Origin of the sequence: Klebsiella michiganensis, from assembly GCF_002925905.1 — a bacterium.
In the GTDB taxonomy this organism is placed as follows: domain Bacteria; phylum Pseudomonadota; class Gammaproteobacteria; order Enterobacterales; family Enterobacteriaceae; genus Klebsiella; species Klebsiella michiganensis.
Window position 1 is genome coordinate 42,129 of sequence record NZ_PRDB01000008.1, and the last position, 23,949, is coordinate 66,077.

At 57.0% G+C, this 23,949-nt stretch carries 20 protein-coding genes; 7 read left to right on the forward strand and 13 right to left on the reverse strand.

Features of this window, described 5'->3' with window-relative positions:
• Positions 1 to 9 precede the first annotated feature (9 nt).
• A complete protein-coding gene (locus tag CDA56_RS17280) occupies positions 10 to 753 on the reverse strand; it encodes a type 2 GTP cyclohydrolase I (RefSeq protein WP_014228436.1) in 744 nt (247 codons plus the stop codon).
• Between the two features lie 270 nt (positions 754 to 1,023).
• Between CDA56_RS17280 and dtpD the strand changes: the two genes are divergently transcribed.
• Positions 1,024 to 2,505: a dipeptide permease DtpD gene (gene dtpD, locus CDA56_RS17285; RefSeq protein ID WP_103814132.1), complete on the forward strand. Its 1,482-nt coding sequence runs from the start codon at positions 1,024 to 1,026 to the stop codon at positions 2,503 to 2,505.
• Here dtpD and phrB read toward each other — a convergent pair.
• Both phrB and CDA56_RS17295 read right to left on the reverse strand, forming a co-directional pair.
• Positions 2,468 to 3,916 (reverse strand): deoxyribodipyrimidine photo-lyase, encoded by a 1,449-nt coding sequence (gene phrB / locus CDA56_RS17290; protein ID WP_103814130.1) that lies wholly within the window; start codon positions 3,914 to 3,916, stop codon positions 2,468 to 2,470. The genes dtpD and phrB overlap by 38 nt on opposite strands.
• 244 nt (positions 3,917 to 4,160) lie before the next feature.
• On the reverse strand, positions 4,161 to 4,367 hold the full coding sequence (locus CDA56_RS17295; RefSeq protein ID WP_103814128.1) for a DUF2517 family protein: 207 nt from the start codon (positions 4,365 to 4,367) through the stop codon (positions 4,161 to 4,163).
• A 309-nt stretch (positions 4,368 to 4,676) separates the two neighbouring features.
• On the opposite strand from CDA56_RS17295, the gene kdpF reads away from it, so the two are divergent.
• Genes kdpF through kdpE form a run of 6 tightly spaced genes read left to right on the forward strand, consistent with a single transcriptional unit; the run spans position 4,677 to position 12,465 of the window.
• Complete coding sequence (gene kdpF / locus CDA56_RS17300; RefSeq protein WP_009651669.1) at positions 4,677 to 4,766, forward strand: K(+)-transporting ATPase subunit F; 90 nt, start codon at positions 4,677 to 4,679, stop codon at positions 4,764 to 4,766.
• Positions 4,766 to 6,445: a potassium-transporting ATPase subunit KdpA gene (gene kdpA, locus CDA56_RS17305; protein ID WP_014837834.1), complete on the forward strand. Its 1,680-nt coding sequence runs from the start codon at positions 4,766 to 4,768 to the stop codon at positions 6,443 to 6,445. Before kdpF ends, kdpA begins: the two co-directional genes overlap by 1 nt.
• 21 nt (positions 6,446 to 6,466) lie before the next feature.
• On the forward strand, positions 6,467 to 8,515 hold the full coding sequence (gene kdpB / locus CDA56_RS17310) for a potassium-transporting ATPase subunit KdpB (RefSeq protein ID WP_049083038.1): 2,049 nt from the start codon (positions 6,467 to 6,469) through the stop codon (positions 8,513 to 8,515).
• A 10-nt stretch (positions 8,516 to 8,525) separates the two neighbouring features.
• A complete protein-coding gene (gene kdpC / locus CDA56_RS17315; RefSeq protein WP_004848885.1) occupies positions 8,526 to 9,101 on the forward strand; it encodes a potassium-transporting ATPase subunit KdpC in 576 nt (191 codons plus the stop codon).
• A 2-nt stretch (positions 9,102 to 9,103) separates the two neighbouring features.
• The gene (gene kdpD, locus CDA56_RS17320; RefSeq protein ID WP_064404741.1) at positions 9,104 to 11,791 is read left to right on the forward strand and encodes a two-component system sensor histidine kinase KdpD; all 2,688 of its coding nucleotides are present in this window, start codon (positions 9,104 to 9,106) and stop codon (positions 11,789 to 11,791) included.
• The gene (gene kdpE / locus CDA56_RS17325; protein ID WP_025106379.1) at positions 11,788 to 12,465 is read left to right on the forward strand and encodes a two-component system response regulator KdpE; all 678 of its coding nucleotides are present in this window, start codon (positions 11,788 to 11,790) and stop codon (positions 12,463 to 12,465) included. Before kdpD ends, kdpE begins: the two co-directional genes overlap by 4 nt.
• 228 nt (positions 12,466 to 12,693) lie before the next feature.
• Here the strand turns inward: kdpE and araD are convergent, their stop codons facing one another.
• The 10 genes from araD to pgm form a co-directional block, all read right to left on the reverse strand.
• On the reverse strand, positions 12,694 to 13,389 hold the full coding sequence (gene araD, locus CDA56_RS17330; protein ID WP_102803477.1) for an L-ribulose-5-phosphate 4-epimerase: 696 nt from the start codon (positions 13,387 to 13,389) through the stop codon (positions 12,694 to 12,696).
• Positions 13,379 to 14,278 carry an L-ribulose-5-phosphate 3-epimerase gene (locus CDA56_RS17335; protein ID WP_025106381.1) on the reverse strand — a complete coding sequence of 300 codons (900 nt, stop codon included), beginning with the start codon at positions 14,276 to 14,278 and terminating at the stop codon, positions 13,379 to 13,381. The genes araD and CDA56_RS17335 overlap by 11 nt, the downstream gene beginning before the upstream one ends.
• Positions 14,275 to 15,753 (reverse strand): FGGY-family carbohydrate kinase, encoded by a 1,479-nt coding sequence (locus tag CDA56_RS17340; protein WP_004848873.1) that lies wholly within the window; start codon positions 15,751 to 15,753, stop codon positions 14,275 to 14,277. The genes CDA56_RS17335 and CDA56_RS17340 overlap by 4 nt, the downstream gene beginning before the upstream one ends.
• A 27-nt stretch (positions 15,754 to 15,780) precedes the next feature.
• Entirely contained in the window at positions 15,781 to 16,710 is a 930-nt protein-coding gene (locus CDA56_RS17345; protein ID WP_046878552.1) for an ABC transporter permease, read from the reverse strand.
• 67 nt (positions 16,711 to 16,777) lie between these two features.
• Positions 16,778 to 18,262, reverse strand: a complete 1,485-nt coding sequence (locus CDA56_RS17350) for a sugar ABC transporter ATP-binding protein (protein ID WP_004848870.1) — start codon at positions 18,260 to 18,262, stop codon at positions 16,778 to 16,780.
• Positions 18,263 to 18,367: 105 nt separating this feature from the next.
• Positions 18,368 to 19,234 (reverse strand): ABC transporter substrate-binding protein, encoded by an 867-nt coding sequence (locus CDA56_RS17355; protein ID WP_014228426.1) that lies wholly within the window; start codon positions 19,232 to 19,234, stop codon positions 18,368 to 18,370.
• 280 nt (positions 19,235 to 19,514) lie between these two features.
• On the reverse strand, positions 19,515 to 20,588 hold the full coding sequence (locus tag CDA56_RS17360) for an erythritol/L-threitol dehydrogenase (protein ID WP_004848867.1): 1,074 nt from the start codon (positions 20,586 to 20,588) through the stop codon (positions 19,515 to 19,517).
• Between the two features lie 116 nt (positions 20,589 to 20,704).
• Positions 20,705 to 21,502, reverse strand: a complete 798-nt coding sequence (locus CDA56_RS17365; protein ID WP_004848865.1) for a DeoR/GlpR family DNA-binding transcription regulator — start codon at positions 21,500 to 21,502, stop codon at positions 20,705 to 20,707.
• A 322-nt stretch (positions 21,503 to 21,824) separates the two neighbouring features.
• Entirely contained in the window at positions 21,825 to 22,244 is a 420-nt protein-coding gene (locus CDA56_RS17370) for a hypothetical protein (protein WP_048261214.1), read from the reverse strand.
• A 56-nt stretch (positions 22,245 to 22,300) separates the two neighbouring features.
• Positions 22,301 to 23,941, reverse strand: a complete 1,641-nt coding sequence (pgm, locus tag CDA56_RS17375) for a phosphoglucomutase (alpha-D-glucose-1,6-bisphosphate-dependent) (RefSeq protein ID WP_014228422.1) — start codon at positions 23,939 to 23,941, stop codon at positions 22,301 to 22,303.
• Positions 23,942 to 23,949 lie beyond the last annotated feature (8 nt).

Sequence of the window (23,949 nt, forward strand, 5' to 3'; positions counted from 1 at the left end):
CTCCGTTCATCAGGCCGGGTTCGGGATATCAATAAACGTGACGTCCAGTTCGGTATTTTCCGTCAGCCATTCGCTTAACGCGCGAATGCCGCCGCGCTCGGTGGCATGGTGCCCGGCGGCGTAGAAATGCAGCCCCTGCTCGCGCGCCGAGTGTATGGTTTGCTCTGAAACTTCACCGGTAATAAACGCATCGACGCCAAAGCGGGCCGCGCTGTCGATAAAGCTTTGCCCACCGCCGGTGCACCAGGCCACGCGGGCGACTTTATCCGGCCCGGTGTCGCCGCACCACAGCGGTTTGCGACCCAGCCGCGCTTCAATCCATGAAGCCAGCTCCAGGCCCGATACCGCCATCGACAGTTCGCCCCACGGTACCAGCGGTTCAATCTCCCCCATCACATTGATGCCGAGCAGCGACGCCAGCTGAGCGTTATTGCCCAGTTCCGGGTGAGCGTCGAGCGGCAGGTGCCAGCCATAGAGGTTAATGTCGTTAGCCAGCAGCGTTTTGAGGCGATTGCGCTTCATGCCGCGAATGACCGGCGATTCGCCTTTCCAGAAGTAGCCGTGATGGACGATCACCGCATCGGCCTCCAGGCGGACGGCTTCATCCAGCAGCGCCTGGCTGGCGGTCACGCCGGTGACGACTTTTTGTATCGTTTCGCGCCCTTCCACCTGGAGCCCGTTGGGGGCGTAATCACTGATGGCCGCGCTATTGAGTTTTTCATTAATCAGTTGTTCCAGTTCACTATTTTTCATTGCCGTTCCACCAGGTCATCGTTCTATGCAGAGGAATAACATAACGGTATCCGTCCGGTCAGTCGATAGTTCTGCCGCTTCGCCGTCCATTTTGACTTTTCGCGAAATCCCGCAATTTGTCTACTCCCTCGCTCGCGCATTCGTGTATATTTATGCACTATTACAGCATATTAAATAACCAGAAAGCCCATAAGGCCATGAATATCGCTAGTTAATGGCTATTCATGCAGAAAGATCGACTTTCTTTTTTACGGCAGGACAAGGCATTACATGAACACACAATCCTCACAGCCGCGGGCGATTTATTACGTCGTTGCGCTGCAAATCTGGGAATATTTCAGTTTTTACGGCATGCGCGCGCTGCTGATTCTTTATCTCACCAATCAGCTCAAGTATGACGATAATCATGCTTATGCGCTGTTCAGCGCCTACTGTTCTTTAGTCTACGTCACGCCGATTCTCGGCGGCTTCCTGGCCGATAAGCTGCTGGGCAACCGCATGGCGGTAATGCTCGGCGCGCTGCTGATGGCCATCGGCCATCTGGTGCTCGGCGCCAGCGAAATCGCCCCTACCTTCCTCTATCTGTCGCTGGCGATTATTGTCTGCGGCTACGGGCTGTTTAAATCCAACGTCAGCTGCCTGCTCGGCGAGCTGTATGAACCCACCGACCCGCGCCGCGACGGCGGTTTTTCGCTGATGTACGCGGCGGGCAACGTCGGGTCTATCGTTGCGCCGATCGCCTGCGGCTACGTGCAGGAGGAGTACAGCTGGGCGATGGGCTTCGCGCTGGCGGCCATCGGCATGATCGCCGGGCTGGTGATTTTCCTCAGCGGCAATCACCATTTCCGCCACACCCGGGGCGTCAATCGCGAAGCGCTGCGGGCGCGGACTTTCGTCTTACCAAACTGGGGCTGGCTGCTGGTGCTGCTGATCGCCGCGCCGCTGCTGATCACCGTGCTGTTCTGGCAGGAGTGGTCGGTTTACGCGCTGATTGTGGCGACGGTTATCGGCCTGGCGGTACTGACGCGGATCTACCTGCGGGCGGAGACCGCCAGGCAGCGTAAAGAGCTGCGTCTGATTATGGTGCTCACCTGCTTCAGCCTGCTGTTCTGGGCCTTTGCGCAGCAGGGAGGCAGCTCCATCAGCCTCTATATCGACCGTTTTGTTAATCGTCATTTTATGGGCTATGAGATACCGACCGCGATGTTCCAGTCGGTGAACGCCTTTGCGGTGATGCTTTGCGGAGTGGTGCTGGCGTGGCTGGTGAAGGAGAATATTAACGGCAACCGTACCGTGCGCATCTGGGGCAAATTTGCGCTGGGCCTCGGCCTGATGAGCGCCGGTTTCTGTATCCTGACCCTCAGCGCACGCTGGTCGGCGGCTTACGGACAATCTTCAATGCCGCTGATGGTGCTGGGCCTGGCGGTGATGGGCTTCGCCGAGCTGTTTATCGACCCGGTGGCGATGTCGCAGATTACCCGTATTGAGATCCCCGGCGTGACCGGGGTGCTGACCGGTATTTATATGCTGCTCTCCGGCGCTATCGCTAACTATCTGGCAGGCGTGATTGCCGATCAAACGTCGCAGGGGTCGTTCGACGCCGCCGGGGCCGTCAACTACTCGATCAACGCCTACATTGAGGTGTTCAGCCAGATAACCTGGGGCGCGCTGGCCTGCGTCGGCCTGGTGCTGGCTATCTGGCTGTATCACGCCGTTAAGATCCGGACTCGTCGCCTGGCGTTGGAGTCTTAAGCTCTCTGGCGGCTTCCCAGGCCGCCAGCGTCGCCAGCCGCGCCTGCTTGTGGTCAACAATCGGGCGCGGATAATCCAGCGTTACGCCCTGTTTCTCCGCCCACAGCCACGGTTGATGCACCGCTTTTTCAGGTACCCCGGCCAGCTCCGGCAGCCATTGACGAATAAACTGCCCCGCTTTGTCGAAGCGCTCTCCCTGGGTCGTCGGGTTAAAAATACGAAAATAGGGCGCGGCATCGGTACCCGTTGAAGCCGCCCACTGCCAGCCGCCGTTATTCGCCGCCAGATCGCCATCAATAAGCTGTTCGATAAAGTAGCGCTCGCCCAGCCGCCAGTCGATGCGCAGGTCTTTCACCAGGAAACTGGCGACAATCATCCGCAGGCGGTTATGCATCCAGCCGGTCGCATTAAGCTGACGCATCGCGGCGTCGACAATCGGGAAGCCGGTTTGCCCGCGCTGCCAGGCCTGAAGCGCGGATTTATCGTCCAGCCACGCCACGTTATCGGTCCAGTCGATAAAAGGCCGCCCCTTACACAAGTTTGGGTAGTAAACCATCAGGTGACGATAAAACTCGCGCCAGATAAGCTCGTTGAGCCATACCGATCCGGCTTCGCCATCCAGCGCCCGCGGCTGCTCAACCCGCAAACGGTGCAGGCACTGGCGCGGTGAGAGCGCGCCCACCGCCAGGCACGGCGACAGTCGGCTGGTCCCCTCGATGGCGGGAAGATCGCGCTGCTGCTCATAGTCGGCGGCCTTTTGCTGGCAGAAGCCGCGAAGCCGGGCGATGGCGCTTTTTTCATCCGCGGCGAACAGCTCGCTATCAAATGGCGTCTGCGGATAATCTATTTTCACTTCAGACGCCGCAGCGATGGGCCCGCCCGCGCGGACTTTCGGCGCGGCGACGCACTCCGGCAGCGCTTCCTGCAAACGGCGAATAAAGGCATTTTTAAACGGCGTAAAGACCTTATACATTTCACGACTGCCGGTCAGTACGCTGCCCGGCGGCAGCAGAACGCTGTCATCAAAGCCCTGACAGGTCACCTCCGCTAAGGATTTCTCCACCGCCGCATCGCGCTGGCGTTCATTGATTTCGTACTGGTAGTTATAAAACAGATGGGTCACCTGCCGCTGCCGGCAAATGCTGGCGAGCAGCGCCACGCTGGCGGTGAAATCTGCGGCATGTTCAATCTGCAGCGGGATCCCCTTTTCGGCCAGCGCCGCTTGCAGGCTATGAAGGTGGCTGACCATAAACGCCGCCTGGCGCGGCGCCATACCGTGCTGGCGCCATTGCCCAGGCGTGGCGATAAATAATCCCAGCACCTCGGCATCGGGATCGCGGCAGGCGGCGGCGAGCGCCAGGTTATCGTGGATGCGCAAATCCGCGCGAAACCAGACCAGATGGGTGGCCATAGCATTCCTTTCATCATGAAAATTGATAAGTTCGACTTATATTTAACCCTCCCGCAGGCTTAACCTTCGGGGAGTGAATAAGTGTAAGCCACTCATGGCAAAAAAAAACCGCCGGGTAAACCGGCGGCATGATGATAAGGCAATCTGTTGGCACGCTGTGCCGGGGAAAACAGGGTAAATAAGCCAGGATATCAATCCATTAGCCCGTTTCCGCAGCGCGCGCCCGCTGAGCCATAAACCGTTATTAATAAAAATCTGCGGAGACTTTTTCAGCCTGCGCCAGCCATACCGGCTGTTCGCTGGTTTTCGCCCACACGCGGTGCAGCCAGCTGTAAAAACGGGCGCGATCTTTCCAGAACAGCATTATTGGCAGCGCCAGCACGCCAGCCGCCACGGCGAAAGCGCGACGCGCAAAGATGATATGAGCAGGATAAGTTTTGTACAACGCCATAATTTCTCTCCCCTTTGTCAGGCCGGCAAGCAAAGCCGGTAAAGTTAATCTGTTTCTCTGCTTAAAATAGTACCGCTTTGGCTGTAATTTTACTACTCATCCGACCACTAAAAAGCACGTATTTAGCCTTTATTTACATTCACCCGGTAACTTAGTTACAAAAAAGTTAAATTAATACTAACCATTAGTTAAATTGTGGTCTTGGCGATTTTTATATTTTTTTTACACCCCCGCCGCTGATTTTTGCGAAATCTTTGCGCCCGACTGCCTATTCTCCTCGTATATCAAAAAGACACCCGGAGGTGGATTGTGAGTGCAGGCGTAATCGCTGGCGTAGCGCTGGTGTTCCTGTTGCTGGTTTATCTGGTTTATGCCCTGATACACGCGGAGGCATTCTGATGGCCGCTCAAGGATTTTTACTCATCGCGAGCTTTATTCTGCTGCTGATGATCCTGGCTCGTCCGCTGGGCACGGCGCTGGCGACGATGATCAATGATGCCCCGCTACCGGGCCTGGCCGGCATCGAACGCGGTTTATGGCGGGCGGCGGGCATTCGTTCGCAGGAGATGAACTGGTATCAATATTTATTCGCTATTCTGCTGTTTAACGCGCTGGGTCTGCTGGTCCTGTTCACGCTGCTGATGTTCCAGGGCTCGCTGCCGCTCAATCCGCAGCACCTGCCCGGCCTGTCGTGGGACCTGGCGCTGAATACGGCGGTGAGCTTTGTCAGCAACACCAACTGGCAGGCCTATGCCGGTGAAACCACCATGAGTAGCCTTAGCCAGATGGCCGGGCTGGCGGTGCAAAACTTCCTCTCCGCCGCCACCGGCATCGCGGTGATCTTTGCCCTTACCCGCGCTTACGCCCGGCAGAAAGTCAGCACCCTGGGCAACGCCTGGGTCGATCTGACCCGCATCACCCTCTGGCTGCTGCTGCCCATTTCGCTGCTCATCGCGCTGTTCTTTATTCAGCAGGGCGTGCCGCAGAGTTTTTCCCCGAATCAGGGCTTTACCTCGCTTGAAGGGGTGCGCCAGATGCTGCCGATGGGGCCGGTGGCTTCACAGGAAGCGATCAAAATGCTGGGTACTAACGGCGGCGGCTTCTTTAACGCCAACTCAGCGCATCCGTTTGAAAACCCAACCGCGCTGACCAACCTGGTGCAGATGCTGGCGATCTTTCTCATCCCGGCGGCGCTGTGCTTCGCTTTCGGCGAGGTGGTGGGCGATCGCCGTCAGGGACGGGCCATTCTATGGGCGATGACGCTCATCTTCATCGTCTGCGTGGCGGTGGTGATGTGGGCGGAAACCCGCGGTAACCCGCATCTGCTGAGCCTTGGCGCCGACAGCAGTATCAATATGGAAGGCAAAGAGAGCCGGTTCGGTATTCTCGCCAGCAGCCTGTTTGCCGTGGTCACCACCGCCGCGTCCTGCGGGGCGGTCAACGCCATGCACGACTCCTTTACCGCGCTGGGCGGAATGGTCCCCATGTGGCTGATGCAGATAGGCGAAGTGGTCTTCGGCGGCGTCGGCTCGGGTCTGTATGGCATGCTGCTGTTCGTGATGCTGGCGGTATTTATCGCCGGGCTGATGATTGGCCGCACCCCGGAGTACCTCGGGAAGAAAATTGACGTCCGCGAAATGAAAATGATTGCGCTGGCGATCCTCGTGACCCCGACGCTGGTGCTCCTCGGCACGGCGCTGGCGATGATGACCGAAGCCGGTCGCGCGGGCATGTTCAACCCCGGGCCGCACGGCTTCAGCGAAGTGCTGTACGCCGTCACCTCGGCGGCCAACAACAACGGCAGCGCCTTTGGCGGCCTCAGCGCGGCGACGCCGTTCTGGAACCTGCTGCTAGCGTTCTGCATGCTGGTTGGCCGCTTCGCGGTCATTATCCCGGTGATGGCGATTGCCGGTTCGCTGGTAACGAAGAAAATTCAGCCCGCCGGCAGCGGCACGCTAGCCACCCATGACGCGCTGTTTATCGGCCTGCTGATCGGCACCGTGCTGTTGGTTGGCGCCCTGACCTTTATTCCCGCGCTGGCGCTCGGCCCGCTGGCGGAACACTTTTCCTTACTTTAAGCGATTGCGGAGCAACCTGTTATGAGTCGCAAATCATTAGCCCTGCTGGAGCCGACGCTGGTGCGTCAGGCCCTGCTGGACGCCGTGAAAAAACTGAGCCCTGCCATACAGTGGCGTAACCCGGTGATGTTTATCGTCTGGATTGGCAGTCTGCTCACCACCCTGCTGGCTCTTGCCATGGCAAGCGGGCAGATCGCCGGCAGCGCCGGATTTACCGCCGCCGTGAGTCTCTGGCTGTGGTTCACCGTCCTGTTCGCCAACTTCGCCGAAGCGATGGCGGAAGGCCGCAGTAAAGCGCAGGCTAACAGCCTCAAAGGGGTCAAAAAGACCGCCTTTGCCCGTAAGCTGCGCGCGCCGCAGCACGATGCGCAAATTGACCACGTCCCCGCCGAAGAGCTGCGTAAAGGCGACGTGGTGCTGGTCGAAGCGGGGGATATTATTCCCTGCGATGGCGAAGTTATCGAAGGCGGCGCGTCGGTGGATGAGAGCGCCATTACCGGTGAATCCGCGCCGGTTATCCGCGAGTCCGGCGGCGACTTCGCCTCGGTGACCGGCGGGACGCGTATTCTCTCCGACTGGCTGGTGATCCGCTGCAGCGTCAACCCCGGCGAAACCTTCCTTGACCGGATGATCGCCATGGTTGAAGGCGCCCAGCGCCGCAAGACGCCGAACGAAATCGCGCTGACTATCCTGCTTATCGCCCTGACCCTGGTGTTCCTGCTGGCCACCGCCACCATCTGGCCCTTCTCCGCCTGGAGCGGTAACGCGGTCAGCGTCACGGTGCTGGTGGCGCTGCTGGTGTGCCTGATCCCCACCACTATCGGCGGCCTGCTGTCGGCCATCGGCGTCGCCGGGATGAGCCGCATGCTCGGCGCGAACGTGATCGCCACCAGCGGCCGCGCGGTTGAAGCGGCGGGCGACGTCGACGTCCTGCTGCTGGACAAAACCGGCACCATTACCCTCGGCAACCGCCAGGCTTCGGCATTCCTGCCTGCGCAGGGCGTGGAAGAGAAAACCCTTGCCGATGCCGCCCAGCTGTCGTCGCTGGCCGACGAAACGCCGGAAGGCCGCAGCATCGTGGTGCTGGCAAAACAGCGCTTTAATCTGCGCGAGCGCGATCTGCAATCGCTGCATGCCACCTTCGTGCCGTTTACCGCCCAGACCCGGATGAGCGGCATCAACATCGACCAGCGGATGATCCGCAAAGGTTCCGTGGATGCCATTCGCCGCCACGTTGAGGCCAACGGCGGCCACTTCCCGGCCGACGTCGATAAACAGGTTGAAGACGTGGCGCGTCTTGGCGCTACGCCGCTGGTGGTCGCCGAAGGCGAACGCGTGTTGGGGATTATCTCGCTGAAAGATATCGTCAAAGGTGGCATCAAAGAGCGTTTTGCCCAACTGCGTAAAATGGGGATTAAGACGGTGATGATCACCGGCGATAACCGCCTGACCGCCGCCGCTATTGCCGCGGAAGCAGGCGTGGACGACTTTCTCGCCGAAGCGACGCCGGAGGCCAAGCTGGCGTTGATCCGCCAGTATCAAGCGGAAGGACGGCTGGTGGCGATGACCGGCGACGGTACCAACGACGCCCCGGCGCTGGCGCAGGCCGACGTGGCGGTTGCGATGAACTCCGGTACCCAGGCGGCGAAAGAGGCGGGCAATATGGTGGATCTCGACTCTAACCCCACCAAACTGATCGAGGTCGTACATATCGGTAAACAGATGCTGATGACCCGCGGTTCGTTAACCACTTTCAGTATCGCCAACGACGTGGCGAAGTACTTTGCCATCATTCCGGCCGCCTTTGCCGCCGTCTATCCGCCGCTGGCGATGCTTAACGTGATGCATCTGCACTCGCCTTCTTCGGCGATCCTGAGCGCGGTGATTTTTAATGCGCTGATTATCATCTTCCTGATCCCGCTAGCGCTGAAGGGCGTGAGCTATAAGCCGCTGACGGCCTCGGCGATGCTGCGCCGCAACCTGTGGGTCTACGGCCTGGGCGGACTGCTGGTGCCCTTTATCGGTATCAAAGCGATCGACCTGTTATTGACCCTGACCGGGCTGCTGTGAGGAAAAAACCATGTCATTCATTCGTCCTGCTGTTGTGCTGTTTATTCTGTTAACGCTGCTCACCGGCGGCGTCTATCCGCTGTTAACCACCGCGCTGGGACAGTGGTGGTTCCCGCAGCAGGCCAACGGCTCGCTGGTGCGGATTGACGGCGAAGTGCGCGGTTCCCGCCTTATCGGGCAGAACTTTACCGCGCCGGGCTACTTCCAGGGCCGCCCTTCCGCGACGGCGGAGATGCCGGATAACCCGCTGGCGTCCGGCGGCAGCAACCTCGCTGCCAGCAATCCGGCGCTGGACAAAGCCATCAGCGAACGGGTGCAGGCCCTGCGCGCCGCCAATCCGGACGCCAGCGCAACGGTTCCGGTGGAGCTGGTGACCGCCTCGGCGAGCGGACTGGATTACAGTCTGACGCCTGCCGCCGCTCTGTGGCAGGCGCCGCGCGTCGCCAAAGCGCGCCAGCTTAGCGTGGAGCAGGTCACGCAGTTGGTGAACGAGGCAACGCAAAAACCGTTGCTCAGTTTTCTCGGCCAACCTGTGGTAAATATACTGCAGCTGAATATGTCGCTGGATGCCCTGAAGGATAAGTAAAAATGAGTGACGAGCCGCTGCGTCCGGACCCTGACCGCCTGCTGCAACACGCCGCCGCCCCGCATCGCGGTAAGCTAAAGATATTTTTTGGCGCCTGCGCCGGGGTCGGTAAAACCTGGGCGATGCTGGCGGAAGCGCAGCGGCTGCGCGCCCAGGGGCTGGATATTCTGATTGGCGTGGCGGAAACCCACGGACGCAAAGAGACGGCCGCAATGCTTGAGGGGCTCAGTACCCTGCCCCAGCGCCGCCTTTCCCACCGCGGGCGCTACGTAAAGGAGTTTGACCTTGACGGCGCGCTGGCCCGTCGCCCGGCGCTGATTCTGGTCGATGAGCTGGCGCACAGCAACGCGCCCGGCTCGCGTCATCCTAAACGCTGGCAGGACGTCGAAGAGCTGCTGGAAGCCGGCATTGACGTATTTACCACCGTTAACGTCCAGCACCTCGAGAGCCTGAACGATGTCGTCAGCGGCATCACCGGCGTGCAGGTTCGCGAAACCGTCCCGGATCCGTTTTTCGACGCCGCCGACGATGTGGTGCTGGTGGACCTGCCCCCCGACGATCTGCGTCAGCGGCTCAATGAGGGAAAAGTCTATATCGGCGGCCAGGCCGAGCGGGCCATCGAGAACTTCTTTCGCAAGGGCAACCTCATCGCCCTGCGCGAGCTGGCGCTGCGCCGTACCGCCGATCGGGTCGATGAGCAGATGCGCGCCTGGCGCGACCGTCAGGGCCAGGAAAAAGTCTGGCATACCCGCGACGCCATTTTGCTGTGCATCGGCCATAACACCGGCAGCGAAAAGCTGGTCCGCGCCGCCGCCCGGCTGGCGGCCCGGCTGGGGAGCGTCTGGCATGCGGTGTATGTTGAAACCCCCTCTCTGCACCGCCTGCCGGAGGCGAAACGGCGGGCGATTCTCGCCGCGCTCAGGCTGGCGCAGGAGCTGGGCGCGGAAACCGCCACCCTCGCCGATCCTTCTGAAGAGAAGGCCGTTCTCCACTACGCCCGCGAACATAATCTCGGCAAGATAGTGATTGGCCGCCAGCAGAAAAGGCGCTGGTGGGATCGCAGCGGCTTCGCCGATCGCCTGGCCCGTCACGCGCCGGATCTCGACCTGGTGGTGATCGCGCTGGATGAGAAGGCCGCCTCCCTGCCGGCGCGCGCCAGCGATAGCCGGACGGCGATGGAAAAATGGCGTTTGCAGCTCCAGGGGTGCGTCGTCGCCATCGCCCTGTGCGCGGTTATTACCGTCGTCGCCATGCAGTGGCTGATGGCCTTTGAGGCCGCCAACCTGGTGATGCTGTACCTGCTCGGCGTGGTGATTATCGCCCTCCTGTACGGCCGCTGGCCGTCGGTGCTGGCGACGGTGATTAACGTGGTCAGCTTCGACCTGTTTTTTGTCGCGCCGCGCGGCACGCTGGCGGTTTCTGACGTGCAGTATCTGCTGACCTTTGGCGTGATGTTGACCGTCGGGCTGCTTATCGGCAACCTCACCGCCGGCGTACGCTACCAGGCGCGGGTGGCGCGCTATCGCGAACAGCGCACCCGGCATCTGTACGAAATGTCAAAAGCGCTGGCGGTGGGCCGCAGTCGTGAAGATATCGCCGCTACCAGCGAGCGGTTTATCGCCTCAACGTTTCAGGCGCGCAGCCAGCTGCTGCTGCCCGATGAAACATTAAGACTCACGCCGCTGACGCAGCCCGCGGCGGCAATCACCTGGGATGACGCGATTGCCCGCTGGAGCTTTGATAAAGGCCAACCCGCCGGCGCGGGCACCGATACGCTTCCCGGAGTGCCCTACCAGATCCTGCCGCTGAAAAGCGCCGCCCGCACCTGGGGACTGCTGGTCGTGGAGCCGGCCAACCTGCGCCAACTGATGATCCCCGAACAGCAGCGCCTGCTGGAAACCTTCACCCTGCTGGTCGCCAGCGCGCTGGAACGGCTGGCGCTCACCGCCAGCGAAGAGCAGGCCCGGCTGAACAGCGAACGGGAAAGCCTGCGCAACTCTCTGCTGGCGGCGCTGTCCCACGATCTACGGACTCCGCTTACGGTGCTGTTTGGCCAGGCGGAGATCCTGACGCTCGATCTCGCCAGCGAAGGATCGAAGCACGCGCCGCAGGCCAACGAGATACGCCAGCACGTGCTCAATACCACCCGCCTGGTGAATAATCTGCTGGATATGGCGCGGATCCAGTCCGGCGGCTTTAATTTGCATAAAGAGTGGCTAACCCTGGAAGAGGTCGTCGGCAGCGCGCTGCGTATGCTGGAGCCGGGGCTCGGCGGGCGGCATATTCAGCTTGCGCTGCCGGACCCGCTGCTGCTGGTTCACGTCGACGGTCCGCTTTTTGAGCGGGTACTGATTAATCTTCTGGAAAATGCGGTGAAATACGCGGGAGCACAGGCGCAAATCGGCATTACCGCAGACGTCGATCCGCACACTTTAGTGCTTGAGGTATGGGATAACGGACCGGGTATTCCCGCCGGGCAAGAACAGGCTATCTTTGATAAATTCGCTCGCGGCAATAAAGAGTCGGCGATCCCCGGCGTCGGGCTGGGGCTGGCCATTTGCCAGGCGATCGTTGAGGTGCACGGCGGGACCATTAGCGCCGCGACGCGCCCGCAGGGCGGCGCCTGCTTCCGTGTTACACTGCCGAGGGAAACGCCCCCTGAACTGGAAGAGTTAGCCGAGGAAATGTGATTAACGTTCTGATCGTTGAAGACGAAAATGCTATCCGCCGCTTTCTGCGCACCGCGCTGGAAGCCGACGGCATGCGCGTATTTGAAGCGGAGACCCTGCAGCGCGGGCTGATCGAAGCCGCGACCCGCAAGCCGGATTTAACCATTCTCGATCTTGGACTACCCGATGGTGACGGCAACGCGTTTATTCGCGAGGTTCGCCAGTGGAGCCAGATGCCGATTATCGTGCTGTCGGCGCGCACCGAGGAGCAGGACAAAATCGCCGCGCTTGACGCCGGTGCCGATGACTATCTCAGTAAACCCTTTGGTATTGGCGAGCTGCAGGCGCGGCTGAGGGTGGCGATGCGCCGCCATGCCGGCGCCCAGGCCGACGAACCGCGGGTGCGTTTTGCCGATATTGACGTTGATATCCCCGCCCGCCGCATCGTACGCGGCGATCAGGAGATCCACCTGACGCCGATTGAATTTCGCCTGCTGGCGGTACTGCTCAATAATCCCGGCAAGGTGCTGACCCAGCGGCAGCTGCTCAATCAGGTTTGGGGGCCGAATGCGGTGGAGCACAGCCACTATCTGCGCATTTATATGGGGCACCTGCGGCAAAAGCTGGAGGCCGATCCGGCGCGTCCGCAGCATTTGCTGACCGAAACGGGGATCGGCTATCGGTTTATGCCCTAGCCGTTGTCCCCGGCTCGCGCTTCGCTTAGCCGGACTACCGCCGTCGTCTGCCAGGCGGTAGCCCGGACAGGCGCGTCAAGCGCCGCCTCCGGGAAATGTGCCGGGCCTCATAAATCAACGCTGTTTCATCCCGGTGGCGCTACGCTGACCGGGCTACGTGTTCACCGTCGACTGCGGGCCGGTAGCCCGGATAAGACGTTTACGCCGCAATCCGGGAAATGCAGGCGATTATTGTCCGTAGTAGGCCCCTGCCCCGTGTTTACGCAAATAGTGTTTATCCAGCAACGTCGCAGAGACCGGCTGTTCGTCAATGCTCAGCTGACGGGTCCACATATTCATATAGGCAATCTCCTCCAGCACCACCGCATTATGCACCGCGTTCGCCGGATCTTTTCCCCATGCAAACGGGCCGTGGCCGTGGACCAGCGCGGCGGGCACGCTGAGCGGATCGGTATGCTGCGCGCCCAGCGTTTCAATAATCACGTGACCGGTATTGGTTTCATAATCACCGCGGATTTCATCATCGCTGAGCGGGCGGGTACAGGGGATCGGCCCATAAAAATAGTCGGCGTGGGTGGTGCCCATCGCCAGCAGCGGCCTGCCTGACTGCGCCCAAATCGTCGCGTGGCGCGAATGGGTGTGCACAATTCCGCCCACGCCGCTAAACGCCTTATACAGCGCCAGATGGGTCGGCGTATCCGACGAGGGCTTATAGCGCCCCTCCACCACCCTGCCGGTCGCCAGCTCCACCACCACCATATCCTCGGCCGTCATCACGGCGTATTCCACGCCGGAGGGTTTGATTACCACCAGCCCGGCCTCGCGATCGATACCGCTGACGTTGCCCCAGGTAAAGGTCACAAGATGAAATTTCGGCAGCGCCAGATTGGCGTCAAGAACCGCCTGCTTGAGGTTATCCAACATACTTCACTCCTGAATTCACAATGCCTTCATACTGAGGCGGGAGAAACGCCTGCTGGTATTTATCCGTTAGCCACGCTTTAGCGTCGGCGATTCTCTCGCTGTCCCGCCCGTCATTTTTGGCCCACATCTCAATCAGCCAGGCGCCGCGATAGTTCAGCGCCGAGAGCGTACGAAATATCTCGGTAAAATCGACGCAGCCGGTCCCGAATGGCACATCGCGGAACTGCCCCAGCGAAGCGTGCGAAACGGGCTGGGTATCCTTCAAATGAATGGCGGTGATTTTATGAATGCCCTTCCTCAACTCTTCGGGAACATCGTTTTGCCAGGCGCTTAAGTTGCCAACGTCCGGGTAGACGCAAAACCACGGACTGCAAACCTTCCGTTCGAGATCCAGCCAGCGGGAGATATTGCTCATAAAGGCGGTATCCATAATCTCCATCGACAGCATCACCTGCGCTTTCGCCGCTTCGGCCACTGCCCAGTTGATGCCCTCGATAAAGTATTCCCGGGTCTGCGCCGAAGAGGATTCGTAATAGACGTCATAGCCTGCCAGCTGGATGTTGCGAATGCCGACGTGGCTGGCAAAATCCAGCGCATCAAGCATCAGTTCCCGCGCCTTAAGCCGGGTATCGCGATTGACGCTACCAAAGGGATGGCTGCGGTGCGCGGAGAGGCACATGCTCGGCACATCAATGCCGCTGTTAATTTTGTCGGCCACGAACGCCAGCCGCTGCCCCCGGTTCCAGCGCAGCCTGGCCTGGCGCTCGGGGCTTTCGTCAACGGAGATTTCAATAAAATCAAACGCCAGGCCCGCCGCCATTTCAAAGCGTTTCGGCCAGTCCAGCGCCGCGGGGAGCGCTTTTTCGTAGATGCCAAGTCTGGGTTTCATTGCGCCGCTCCCGTCGCCCTGGAGAGGCTTTGCGCGACCGCTAAGTAACGGGCGTAGCCTTCACGCAGCTGCTGATGCCTATTGCTGTCGGGTTGATAGCAGACCACCTCGGGCTGCGTGGCGGCAATCGCTTCGCTGAAGTTAGCGTAGGCGCCGCTGCCGGCCGCGGCGCACAGCGCGGCGGCTCGACAGCCCGCCTGTTCGATATCCACCACTTCCAGCGGAAGATTGGCCGCATCGGCGTACATCTGCGTCCAGCCTCTCGACTGGCTCGGCCCGCCGGTAAAGCGAATTTTTTGAATATCCCGATTGAGTTCAATAATGCGGTCCTGATGCACCAGGTGAGAAAAAACGATGCCGCGATAGATAGCCGCAATAATATCCTTTTTCGTATGATGCCCCGCGAGGCCCACCAGCGCGCCGGGCAGATCCATCGCCAGATTGGAACCGAACAAATAGGGTAAAAAAATGAGGTTGCTGTCGGTATCTTGCGCGATCCAGCTTTCGAAATGGTCGTAGCAGCGATCATCGTCAGGGAAAAACTGCTTCACAAACCAGGAGAGATTGCTCGCCGAAGTGGGGCTGCCCTCGTGAACGAAGTATTTGCCCGGAATGCAGTATTTCCCCCAGATGTAGGGAAAGTCGCTGGCAATAATGCTATCCGTCACCGAGGTGGCGATACTCCAGGTGCCGGCTACCGCGCTCAGGGTATCCGCCCGGTCAATCCCCGAGGAGACGGCGGAGGCCACCACGTCGAAAAAGCCGCCGAAAACCGGCGTCCCCGGGCACAAACCGCAATCCAGCGAGGCCTGCAGGGTAATGTGGCCCACGCAGTCCGTCGAGTTCACCACCGGCGCGGTTTTATCCGCCACTTCCTCAATGCCAAACAGCGCCATCATGTCGCGGTCATAGCGGGAGGTAAACTGGTTATAAAAATTGCTGCCGGAAATATTGGTGATCTCCGCCGTCGCCTCGCCGGTCAGGCGGAAACGAACGTAGTCGTGCACCATTAAAACGGCGTCGATCCTGTCGTAATTGGCCGGTTCATGCGCTTTCAGCCACGCCAGTAGCGACACCGGATGTCCGGTCCACAGCTGCTGCAATCCTTTTGGGTATGCCAGCTTGTCTATACCTTCGCGATACCATTTTTTGACAAACGCCAGCGCCCGGGTATCGGATGAGATAATCCCGTTGCGCACCGGCTCGCCTTTTTTGTCAATCGCGTAGAGCCCTTTGCCGTGCGAGGAGAAACCGATCCCGCCGATGCTTAGCGGCGGCACCTGGCTTTCATACAGCGCTTTTTTTATCACGCTGCAAACGGTGTCCCATAGCTCATGCATGTTCCGCTCGGTAAAGCCCGGCTGTTCGGATAATACCTGCGCATATTGCGACGCCACGTGAATCTCTTGCCCTAACTCATTATATATACCGGCTTTGGTGACCGTACCACCGATATCAACCCCGATAAAATTCATATCCCTTCGCCTCATATTTAAAATAAGTTAACGTCTGGCTGAGCTAATAAAGGTGGCGCCCCAAATAATAAGCCCTTTCACCACGTACTGAACGTAAGGTGAGATCCCCAGAAGGTTTAAACCATTATTCAGTACGCCGAGCATCATGGCGCCAATCAGGGTGCCGATAATCATTCCGCGGCCGCCGGCAATGGATGCCCCGCCGAGCACCACGGCGGCAATGGCATCCAGTTCAAATCCGACGCCGGCATTCGGCTGGCCGCTCATCACCCGCGAGGTGAAAATAAGACCGGCAAAACTGGCGGTAAAACCGCTGATCACGTAAACCAGCAATTTATAATATTTCACCCGCAGACCGCTCAGGCGCGCCGCTTCTTCATTGCCACCGAGGGAATAAACATAGCGACCAAACGGCATATGATTCAGGACGATATAAAAGATGAGATATAAAACCACCATCAGAATAATAGGCACCTGAATACCGAACAGATATTCACGGCCCCAAAAAGCGAATGAATCCGGTAAGCCGGAGATGGGGTAGCCGCCGGTATAGATCAGCGCCAACCCCTTCGCAATAATCATTGCCCCGAGGGTCACGATAATCGGCGGCATTTTACCGTAGGCGGTTAAAAAGCCGTTCAGCGCGCCAAAGGCGACGCCGGAGCACAGGCCGATAAGAATGGCTAACCACGGATCTAAACCATAGTACTTCATTAATCCCGCCATCAGGGTACCGGCCAGGGCCATGACCGCGCCGACGGAGAGGTCGATCCCGCCGGTCAGAATGGCAAAGGTCATCCCGATGGCAATGATGGCATTAATCGAGACCTGACGAGCGACGGTCGATAAGTTATCGACCGTTAAAAAGTAGTCATTAAAAATAGCCATACAGGAGAACAGGAGTACCAGACCAACAAACGGCAGGAACGCGGGCATTTTTAATAAACCATGGAGCATCTTTTTATTTTTATCAGGAGATGCGGCGGGCGCTAATGACACGTTTTCATTACTCATTTAATACTCCCTAAATAATATTACCGGCAGCGTGCAGCATAATCACAGTGGAATTGATTTGGTCGTTCTCGAGTTCGGCAACAATATTACCGTCGCGAAAAACCATTACCCGGTCGCTAACGCCAATCACCTCTGGTAGCTCAGATGAAATCATAATTATTGAAATACCCTGGGCGGTGAGGTCGCGCATAATCTGATAGATTTCTGATTTCGCTCCGACATCAATACCGCGAGTCGGTTCGTCAAAAATAAGAATATTGACATCATGATTTAACCAACGGGAAATAACGACTTTCTGCTGGTTACCGCCGCTCAACGTCCCCACCGCGGTCCCGGCATCCGGCGTTTTCACGCCAACGTGATTAATTAAACGCTCGGCGGTCAGGCGCTCTTCGTTATCGCGGATAAGCGAGAACTGGCAGGCGTGTTTGTTAAGCCAGATATTATCTTTGACCGAAAAAGGCAGCACCAGTCCCTGCGTTTTGCGGCTTTCCGGCAACAGACCAATGCCCAAACGCAGAGCCCGGTCGGTGGATTTTATCGTCACCTCTTTTCCGGCCAGGCGGACGCGCTTTTTGAAGCATTTATCCGCGCCGGTCAGGGCCAGGATCGCTTCGGAACGGCCCGACCCCACCAGCCCGGCGAGGCCCAGGATCTCCCCTTTGCGCAGCGTCAGTCGATTGAGCTGGCTACTCTCGGTAAGCTGAATTTCGGCCTCCAGCAGTATCTCATCATGCGCCAGCGTCCGCCGCTCGGGATAGATATTCTCCACCTCACGGCCGACCATCATCTGGATCATCTCGGCGATATCGATATTGTCGACCTTTGCCGACCCGATATATTTGCCGTCGCGGAGAATGCTCAGGCTGTCGCAGATCTCATATATCTCCTCAAGATGGTGTGAGATAAAGAACATCCCGACGCCTTTGGCCTTTAAATCGCGCATCACGCGGAAAAGATGCTCCGCCTCGCTCGGGGTTAAGGTCGCGGTGGGTTCATCCAGAATGAGAATTCGCGCATCCAGCGACAGCGCTTTGGCAATTTCCACAAACTGCTGTTCGGCGACGCTGAGATGGCAAATTTGCTCATCGGGATCGAGGGTCACGCCAAGATCTTTAAAAATGCGTAACGCCTCGCGGCGCATCGCTTTACGATCTAGCAGGCCAAAACGATTTACCTTTTCGCGATTAAGGAAAATATTCTCATAAGCGTTCAGATAGGGAATAAGAGAAAACTCCTGAAAGATAATCCCTACGCCGCAGGCAATCGCGTCACGATAGTTATGAAAATGCTGCTGCTTACCGTCAATAAAAATATTACCGGCGTCAGGTTGATATATCCCGCAAAGGATTTTCATTAACGTCGATTTACCCGCGCCGTTTTCACCTAATAAAGCATGCACCTCCCCTCGGCCTAGGGTGATATTGACATTATCCAGCGCCTTGACCCCGGGGAAGCTTTTACTGACGTTTTTGACTTCCAGTAAGCTGGGCATAAACATCGCTCCATAATGGCTCGATAAAATAGCGAGCCATACTTTAATAAGAATCCGGCACGGCTCACCTGAATAAGCGAGAGCCGCTATGGCGTAATAATGCGATTACCAGTGGAAATCTTTGGCGTTGGTTTTATCGATAAGCTTCACATCAACAGGGATCTCTTTAGGAATATTCGCCCCCCAATGTTTGGCCAGGGCAATGCCTAAACCAATACGCAGCTGATCGCGCGGGAACTGAGCGGCGGTGGCAATAAACGGCGTATTACCTTTAGCAATTTCAGCGACCGCTTCCGGAGAACCATCAACGCTCACCAGCTTCACATCGCGCCCTGATGCCTGAATCGCCGCCAGAGCGCCGAGTGAGCCAACATCATTCACGCTAAAAATACCGTTGAGCGTCGGGTTGGATTGCAGCATATTTTCCGTCACGCTCATGGAGGTATCGCGCTCTTGTTTACCATTCAGTTTGGTAATCACTTTAATATTGGGATGCTTTTTCATCGCATCTTCAAAGCCGCGCACGCGCTCCAGAATAGGTACCACCGGAATCCCGTCGAGAATCGCTACGTTGCCTTTATCACCTAGCGCTTTGGCTAAGTGTTCCCCGGCAATAAAGCCCGCATCATAGTTTTTTGAGCCGACAAAAGAATCGATCGGGCCATTAGCCTGAGCATCTATCGCCACCACCACCACGCCGGCTTTTTTAGCGGCCAGCACGGCGGTTTCCGCACCGACGCTATCAGCCGGGTTAATCAGCAAAATATCTATTTTCTTTTGCAGCATATCCTCAACGTCGCTAATCTGCTTGGAGACATCATGCGCCGCATCCGCTGTATAGACGGTGGCGTTAATATCTTTTGCCGACTGCTCAAGCGACTCTTTCATGGTGACGAAATATTCGTTATTCAATTCCTGGAACGACATACCGATAGTCAAAGGTTTGGCATTAACGCAGGCAACCATGCTCATCGCAAGAAGTCCTGAGAGTATTGCTTTAGTCTTAAATTTTACAGGCATTCACTATCTCCTTATTGAGTAATGCGCTGAGAAATAAAATTTATTTATCAGCGTTTTCATGGTACGGATGCTGCCTGATATACTGAGCAATAAATACGCCGCTGGCAGATAGCCAGAAGCCACTGATATTGTTCTCAGTTATCCCCATGATTGAAATCCAGTATTTAATGAACAGCCATCAGCGGTCATTTGCGTAATAATTAAAAATGACGAACTTAACTAGTTAAAAAATTTATGGCTTAATGACGACCTTAATCGAATCGAGCGATTTAGCCATCTCAAAAGCGGCTTTCCACTCATCAATAGAATAGAAATGCGTCACCACGCCTTTGGCGGTCAGCAGACCGCGCGCAAAGAGATCGATGGCGATTTCATAGCTGTAAGGCCCCAGATGCGCGCCGCGGATATCCAGCTCTTTACGGTCGCCAATAATCGACCAGTCGGCGGTCGTTTCTTTACCAAACACGCTGAACTCAACGAAGCGTCCCAGCTTACGAATCATCTCCAGACCCTGGGTCACGCCGATAGGGGCGCCCGTCGCTTCGATATACACATCGCAGCCGTAACCATCGGTCATGGATTTTACGATAGCGATGGCGTCCTCTTGCGCCGCATTGATGACCACGTCGGCGCCAAACGCTTTCGCCAGCGCCAGGCGGTCGTCCATCGTGTCGATGACCACCAGTTTCTTCGGCGTTTTCAGATGAGCGACCTGCACCATACACAGCCCCAGCGGCCCGGCGCCGGCGATAACAACCACATCATCCAGTTCGATATCACCGCGGCGTACCGTGTGGATTGCGCAGGCCATAGGTTCGATCAGCGCGGCATCTTCTTCACTTAATGATTCAGGAATTTTGTGAATAATCGCCCGTTCGGAAAAACGCATATATTCAGCCATACCGCCATCGGCGACATCCTTCTGGAAACCGTAAATATCATGGGTTTCGCACATCCAGTATTTGCCGGTTTTACAGAAACGGCACTCATGGCAGGGGACAATCTGTTCAGCCAGGATGCGATCGCCAATTTTTAATTGATATTTTTCAGCGGAGCCCGGGCCTAATTCGGCAACCCGACCGTAAAACTCATGGCCGGGCACCACCGGCGTTTTCACCCACGGATTATCGCCCCAGAACATCGGCGCGCCGTCCTGGGCCTTGCAGTCGCCGGCGCAGATTCCACACCCGTCAACCTTAATGACCACTTCCTTTTCTTTGGCGACCGGGCGGGGAATTTTCTCAAAGCGATAATCCTGGGGACCATGGCAGACAACCGCTTTCATATCTTCAGGTAATTGTTCCATCGTAAACCTCTTTTTCGGATAAATAATGAAGAGGGATGGTATTGCTGGCGCAATACCCCTCCATCGGGCACAAGGGCTATTCAATAATAATGCCGGTAGAATATCTGGCAGAGCGGCTATTTAGTCTCGACAATATGTACCTGGTGCTGGCGATAGGTATCAGCTGGTAATTCGTTAGTGATCAACACATCAATATCCGCCAGATCGCATATTTTATAGAGTGAATAGCGTTCAAACTTACTGCTATCGACCATCAGGATTTTTTGATCGGCAACTTTCAGCATCTCCTGCTTCAGCCGGACGTTGACTTCATTGCTGTCTTTTATTTCCAGCCCGGCGTCGAGACCCTGGCAAGAAAAAAACAGCTTATTGACCTTAAAGTTGTTGATAATGAACTCGGCGACCGGACCGTGAAAATCACCGTGGCGCTCAGAATATTCCCCCCCAACGCTGACTATTCTTATTTTCTTACGACAGGCTAAGGTTTGAATAATATTCAAAGAATTGGTAATCACGGTCAGCTCGATGTCAGGCAGCTGGCGCGCTAAAAACCAGCAGGAGCTGCTATTATCCATGATAATGCACTCATGCTCATGAATAAACTGCAGCGCGCCTTTAGCAATACGCATCTTACGTTCCGGCTGCTCTTTGGTGCGCTTAATAAAGGCCTCGGCTTTATCCACAAAGTTCCCGTGATTTGTCGGCGTATCGGCAGCTAAAAATGATGCGTTATTTTCAGAAATCATTGCACCGCCAAAGCTGCGAACTATTTTTTTATTTCTCGCCAGCGCGGTTAAATCCCGGCGAATGGTTTCTGGAGATACACCGAATATCTGTGAGAGCTCATTAACTCTGGCGCATCCTTTTTCTACGACATATTCCACAATTAATGAATGACGTTTAACTTGTAACATAGACGTTCTCAAGAAAGCATTCAGGATTTAATGACATAAATATAACAAAATCGTCCATATCAGTAAGTGACATAAATCATACAAAATCAAAACAAGTTTTTAGCTTTTTTTAGTTTGAAGTTGATCATATATATCAGGCAACTTTCATTTTGGATGAAATAAATTTGTGATTAAAATCGCAGAATTAGCCGTAATTGTTCGTTTGCTTTAGCCGTATATTCGCTAAAACGGGCAAACCCGGTCAAAGCAATAATACCCGTTTATGCCCGATTCAGTCAGCGTAATATCCGCCAGGCCTGTGCCGTCTGGATAACACATAACGTCAAACCTTGCGGCATCGCCATAGTGTCACGACTTTTGCCGCCTCTGAGACCAGCAGCAGAGCAATAAAGAAGGCCGCGCTTTTCAACGCCACCGCCTGCGCCAGCCAGACCACCAGCGAAAGCGACGGGAGCATAAAGGCCAGACGCAGCGGCGTCTGCGCATAGGCCAGCCACGGCGCATAGCGGCTCTGGCGCCAGAAGAGAATCATCGATGCGGGAATGCTGATAGTCAGAATAAAATGAAGGGTAAACAGCCAGGCGGCCGCGGAGCCCCAGGTTTGCAGCAGCGGTAAAAATGAGAGGATATCGTCGTAAAGCGGTACTCGCCGGTGGTAGATGTTCCAGCCAATAAACTGCAAGAGATAAAAGAGATCCATCCCACCCCAAAACCAAAAAACGTTTTTTCGTTCCCGATTCATCGCTATCCCTGCGAAAAAAACAGGCCCTGAAAAGGGCCTGTTTATCGTGCGGTCAATTACGCGTTTTTCAACACTTCGCTGACAATCTCTACCGCTTCTTTCTCAATCTGCTGACGATGTTCAGCGCCGAGGAAGCTTTCGCAGTAGATTTTATAGGCATCTTCGGTACCTGACGGACGCGCGGCGAACCAGCCGTTGTCGGTCATCACCTTCAGACCGCCAATCGCCGCCCCGTTGCCCGGCGCCGCGGTCAGACGCGCGGTAATCGGATCGCCTGCCAGGGTGCTGGCGCTCACCATTTCCGGGGAGAGCTTAGACAGCGCCGCTTTCTGGGCAGACGTCGCGGAAGCCTGCAGACGGTTGTAGCTTGGCGCACCAAAGCGCTCTGCCAGCTCGTCGTAGTGCTGCTGCGGGTTTTTGCCGGTGACTGCGGTGATTTCCGCCGCCAGCAGGCACATGATGATGCCGTCTTTGTCGGTCGACCACGGCGTGCCGTCAAAGCGCAGGAACGACGCCCCCGCGCTCTCTTCGCCGCCGAAGCCGAAGCTGCCGTCAAACAGGCCGTCAACGAACCACTTAAAGCCAACCGGTACTTCCACCAGTTTGCGCCCCAGATCGTTGACTACGCGGTCAATCATCGCCGAGGAGACCAGGGTTTTACCGACAGCCACATCTTTGCCCCACTGCGGGCGATGCTGGAACAGGTAGTTAATCGCCACCGCCAGGTAGTGGTTCGGGTTCATTAACCCGGCCGGCGTGACGATACCGTGACGGTCGTAATCCGGGTCATTGGCGAAGGCCAGGTCAAACTTGTCGCGCAGCGCCAGCAGGCCCGCCATCGCGCACTCGGAGGAGCAGTCCATGCGGATTGCGCCGTCTTTATCGAGGTGCATAAAGCGGAAGGTCTGATCGACGTGGTCGTTAACGATGGTCAGGTTGAGATTGTAATGCTCAGCGATACGCTTCCAGTATTCGATACCGGAGCCGCCCAGCGGATCGACGCCCAGCGTCAGTCCGGCTTTCTGGATCGCCGCCATATCGACGATATCCGCCAGCCCTTCAATAAACGGCTGCACCAGATCCTGCTCTGTGACGTGGCCGGAGGCCAGCGCCGCATCAAGAGAAATACGCTTCACGCCCTGCAGACCGGCAGCCAGCAGTTCGTTGGCGCGATTCTCTACCACCTTAGTCACGTTGGTATCCGCCGGGCCGCCGTTAGGCGGGTTGTACTTGATACCACCGTCTTCCGGCGGGTTGTGGGACGGCGTGATAACAATACCGTCAGCCAGCGGGCCGCCCTTCTTGTTGTGCACCAGAATCGCATTGGAAATCGCCGGCGTCGGGGTGAAGCCGTTGTTTTCCTGAACGATGACGTCAACGCCGTTCGCCGCCAGCACTTCCAGTACGGAAATGAAAGCCGGTTCGGAGAGTGCGTGTGTGTCCTTACCAACATAGCATGGGCCGGTGATCCCGTTCTTCGCGCGATCTTCAGCAATTGCCTGAGCAATCGCCAGAATATGCTGCTCGTTGAAGTTGTGGCGCGCCGCGCTGCCGCGGTGACCGGAGGTGCCAAACTTCACTGCATGTTCCGCGTTGCCAACTTCCGGCTTCAGCACATAGTACTGGGCAGTCAGTTGGGCGACGTTAATCAAATCACTCTGTTGCGCAGGTTGACCCGCGCGCTTATCGATTGCCATTGCCTGAT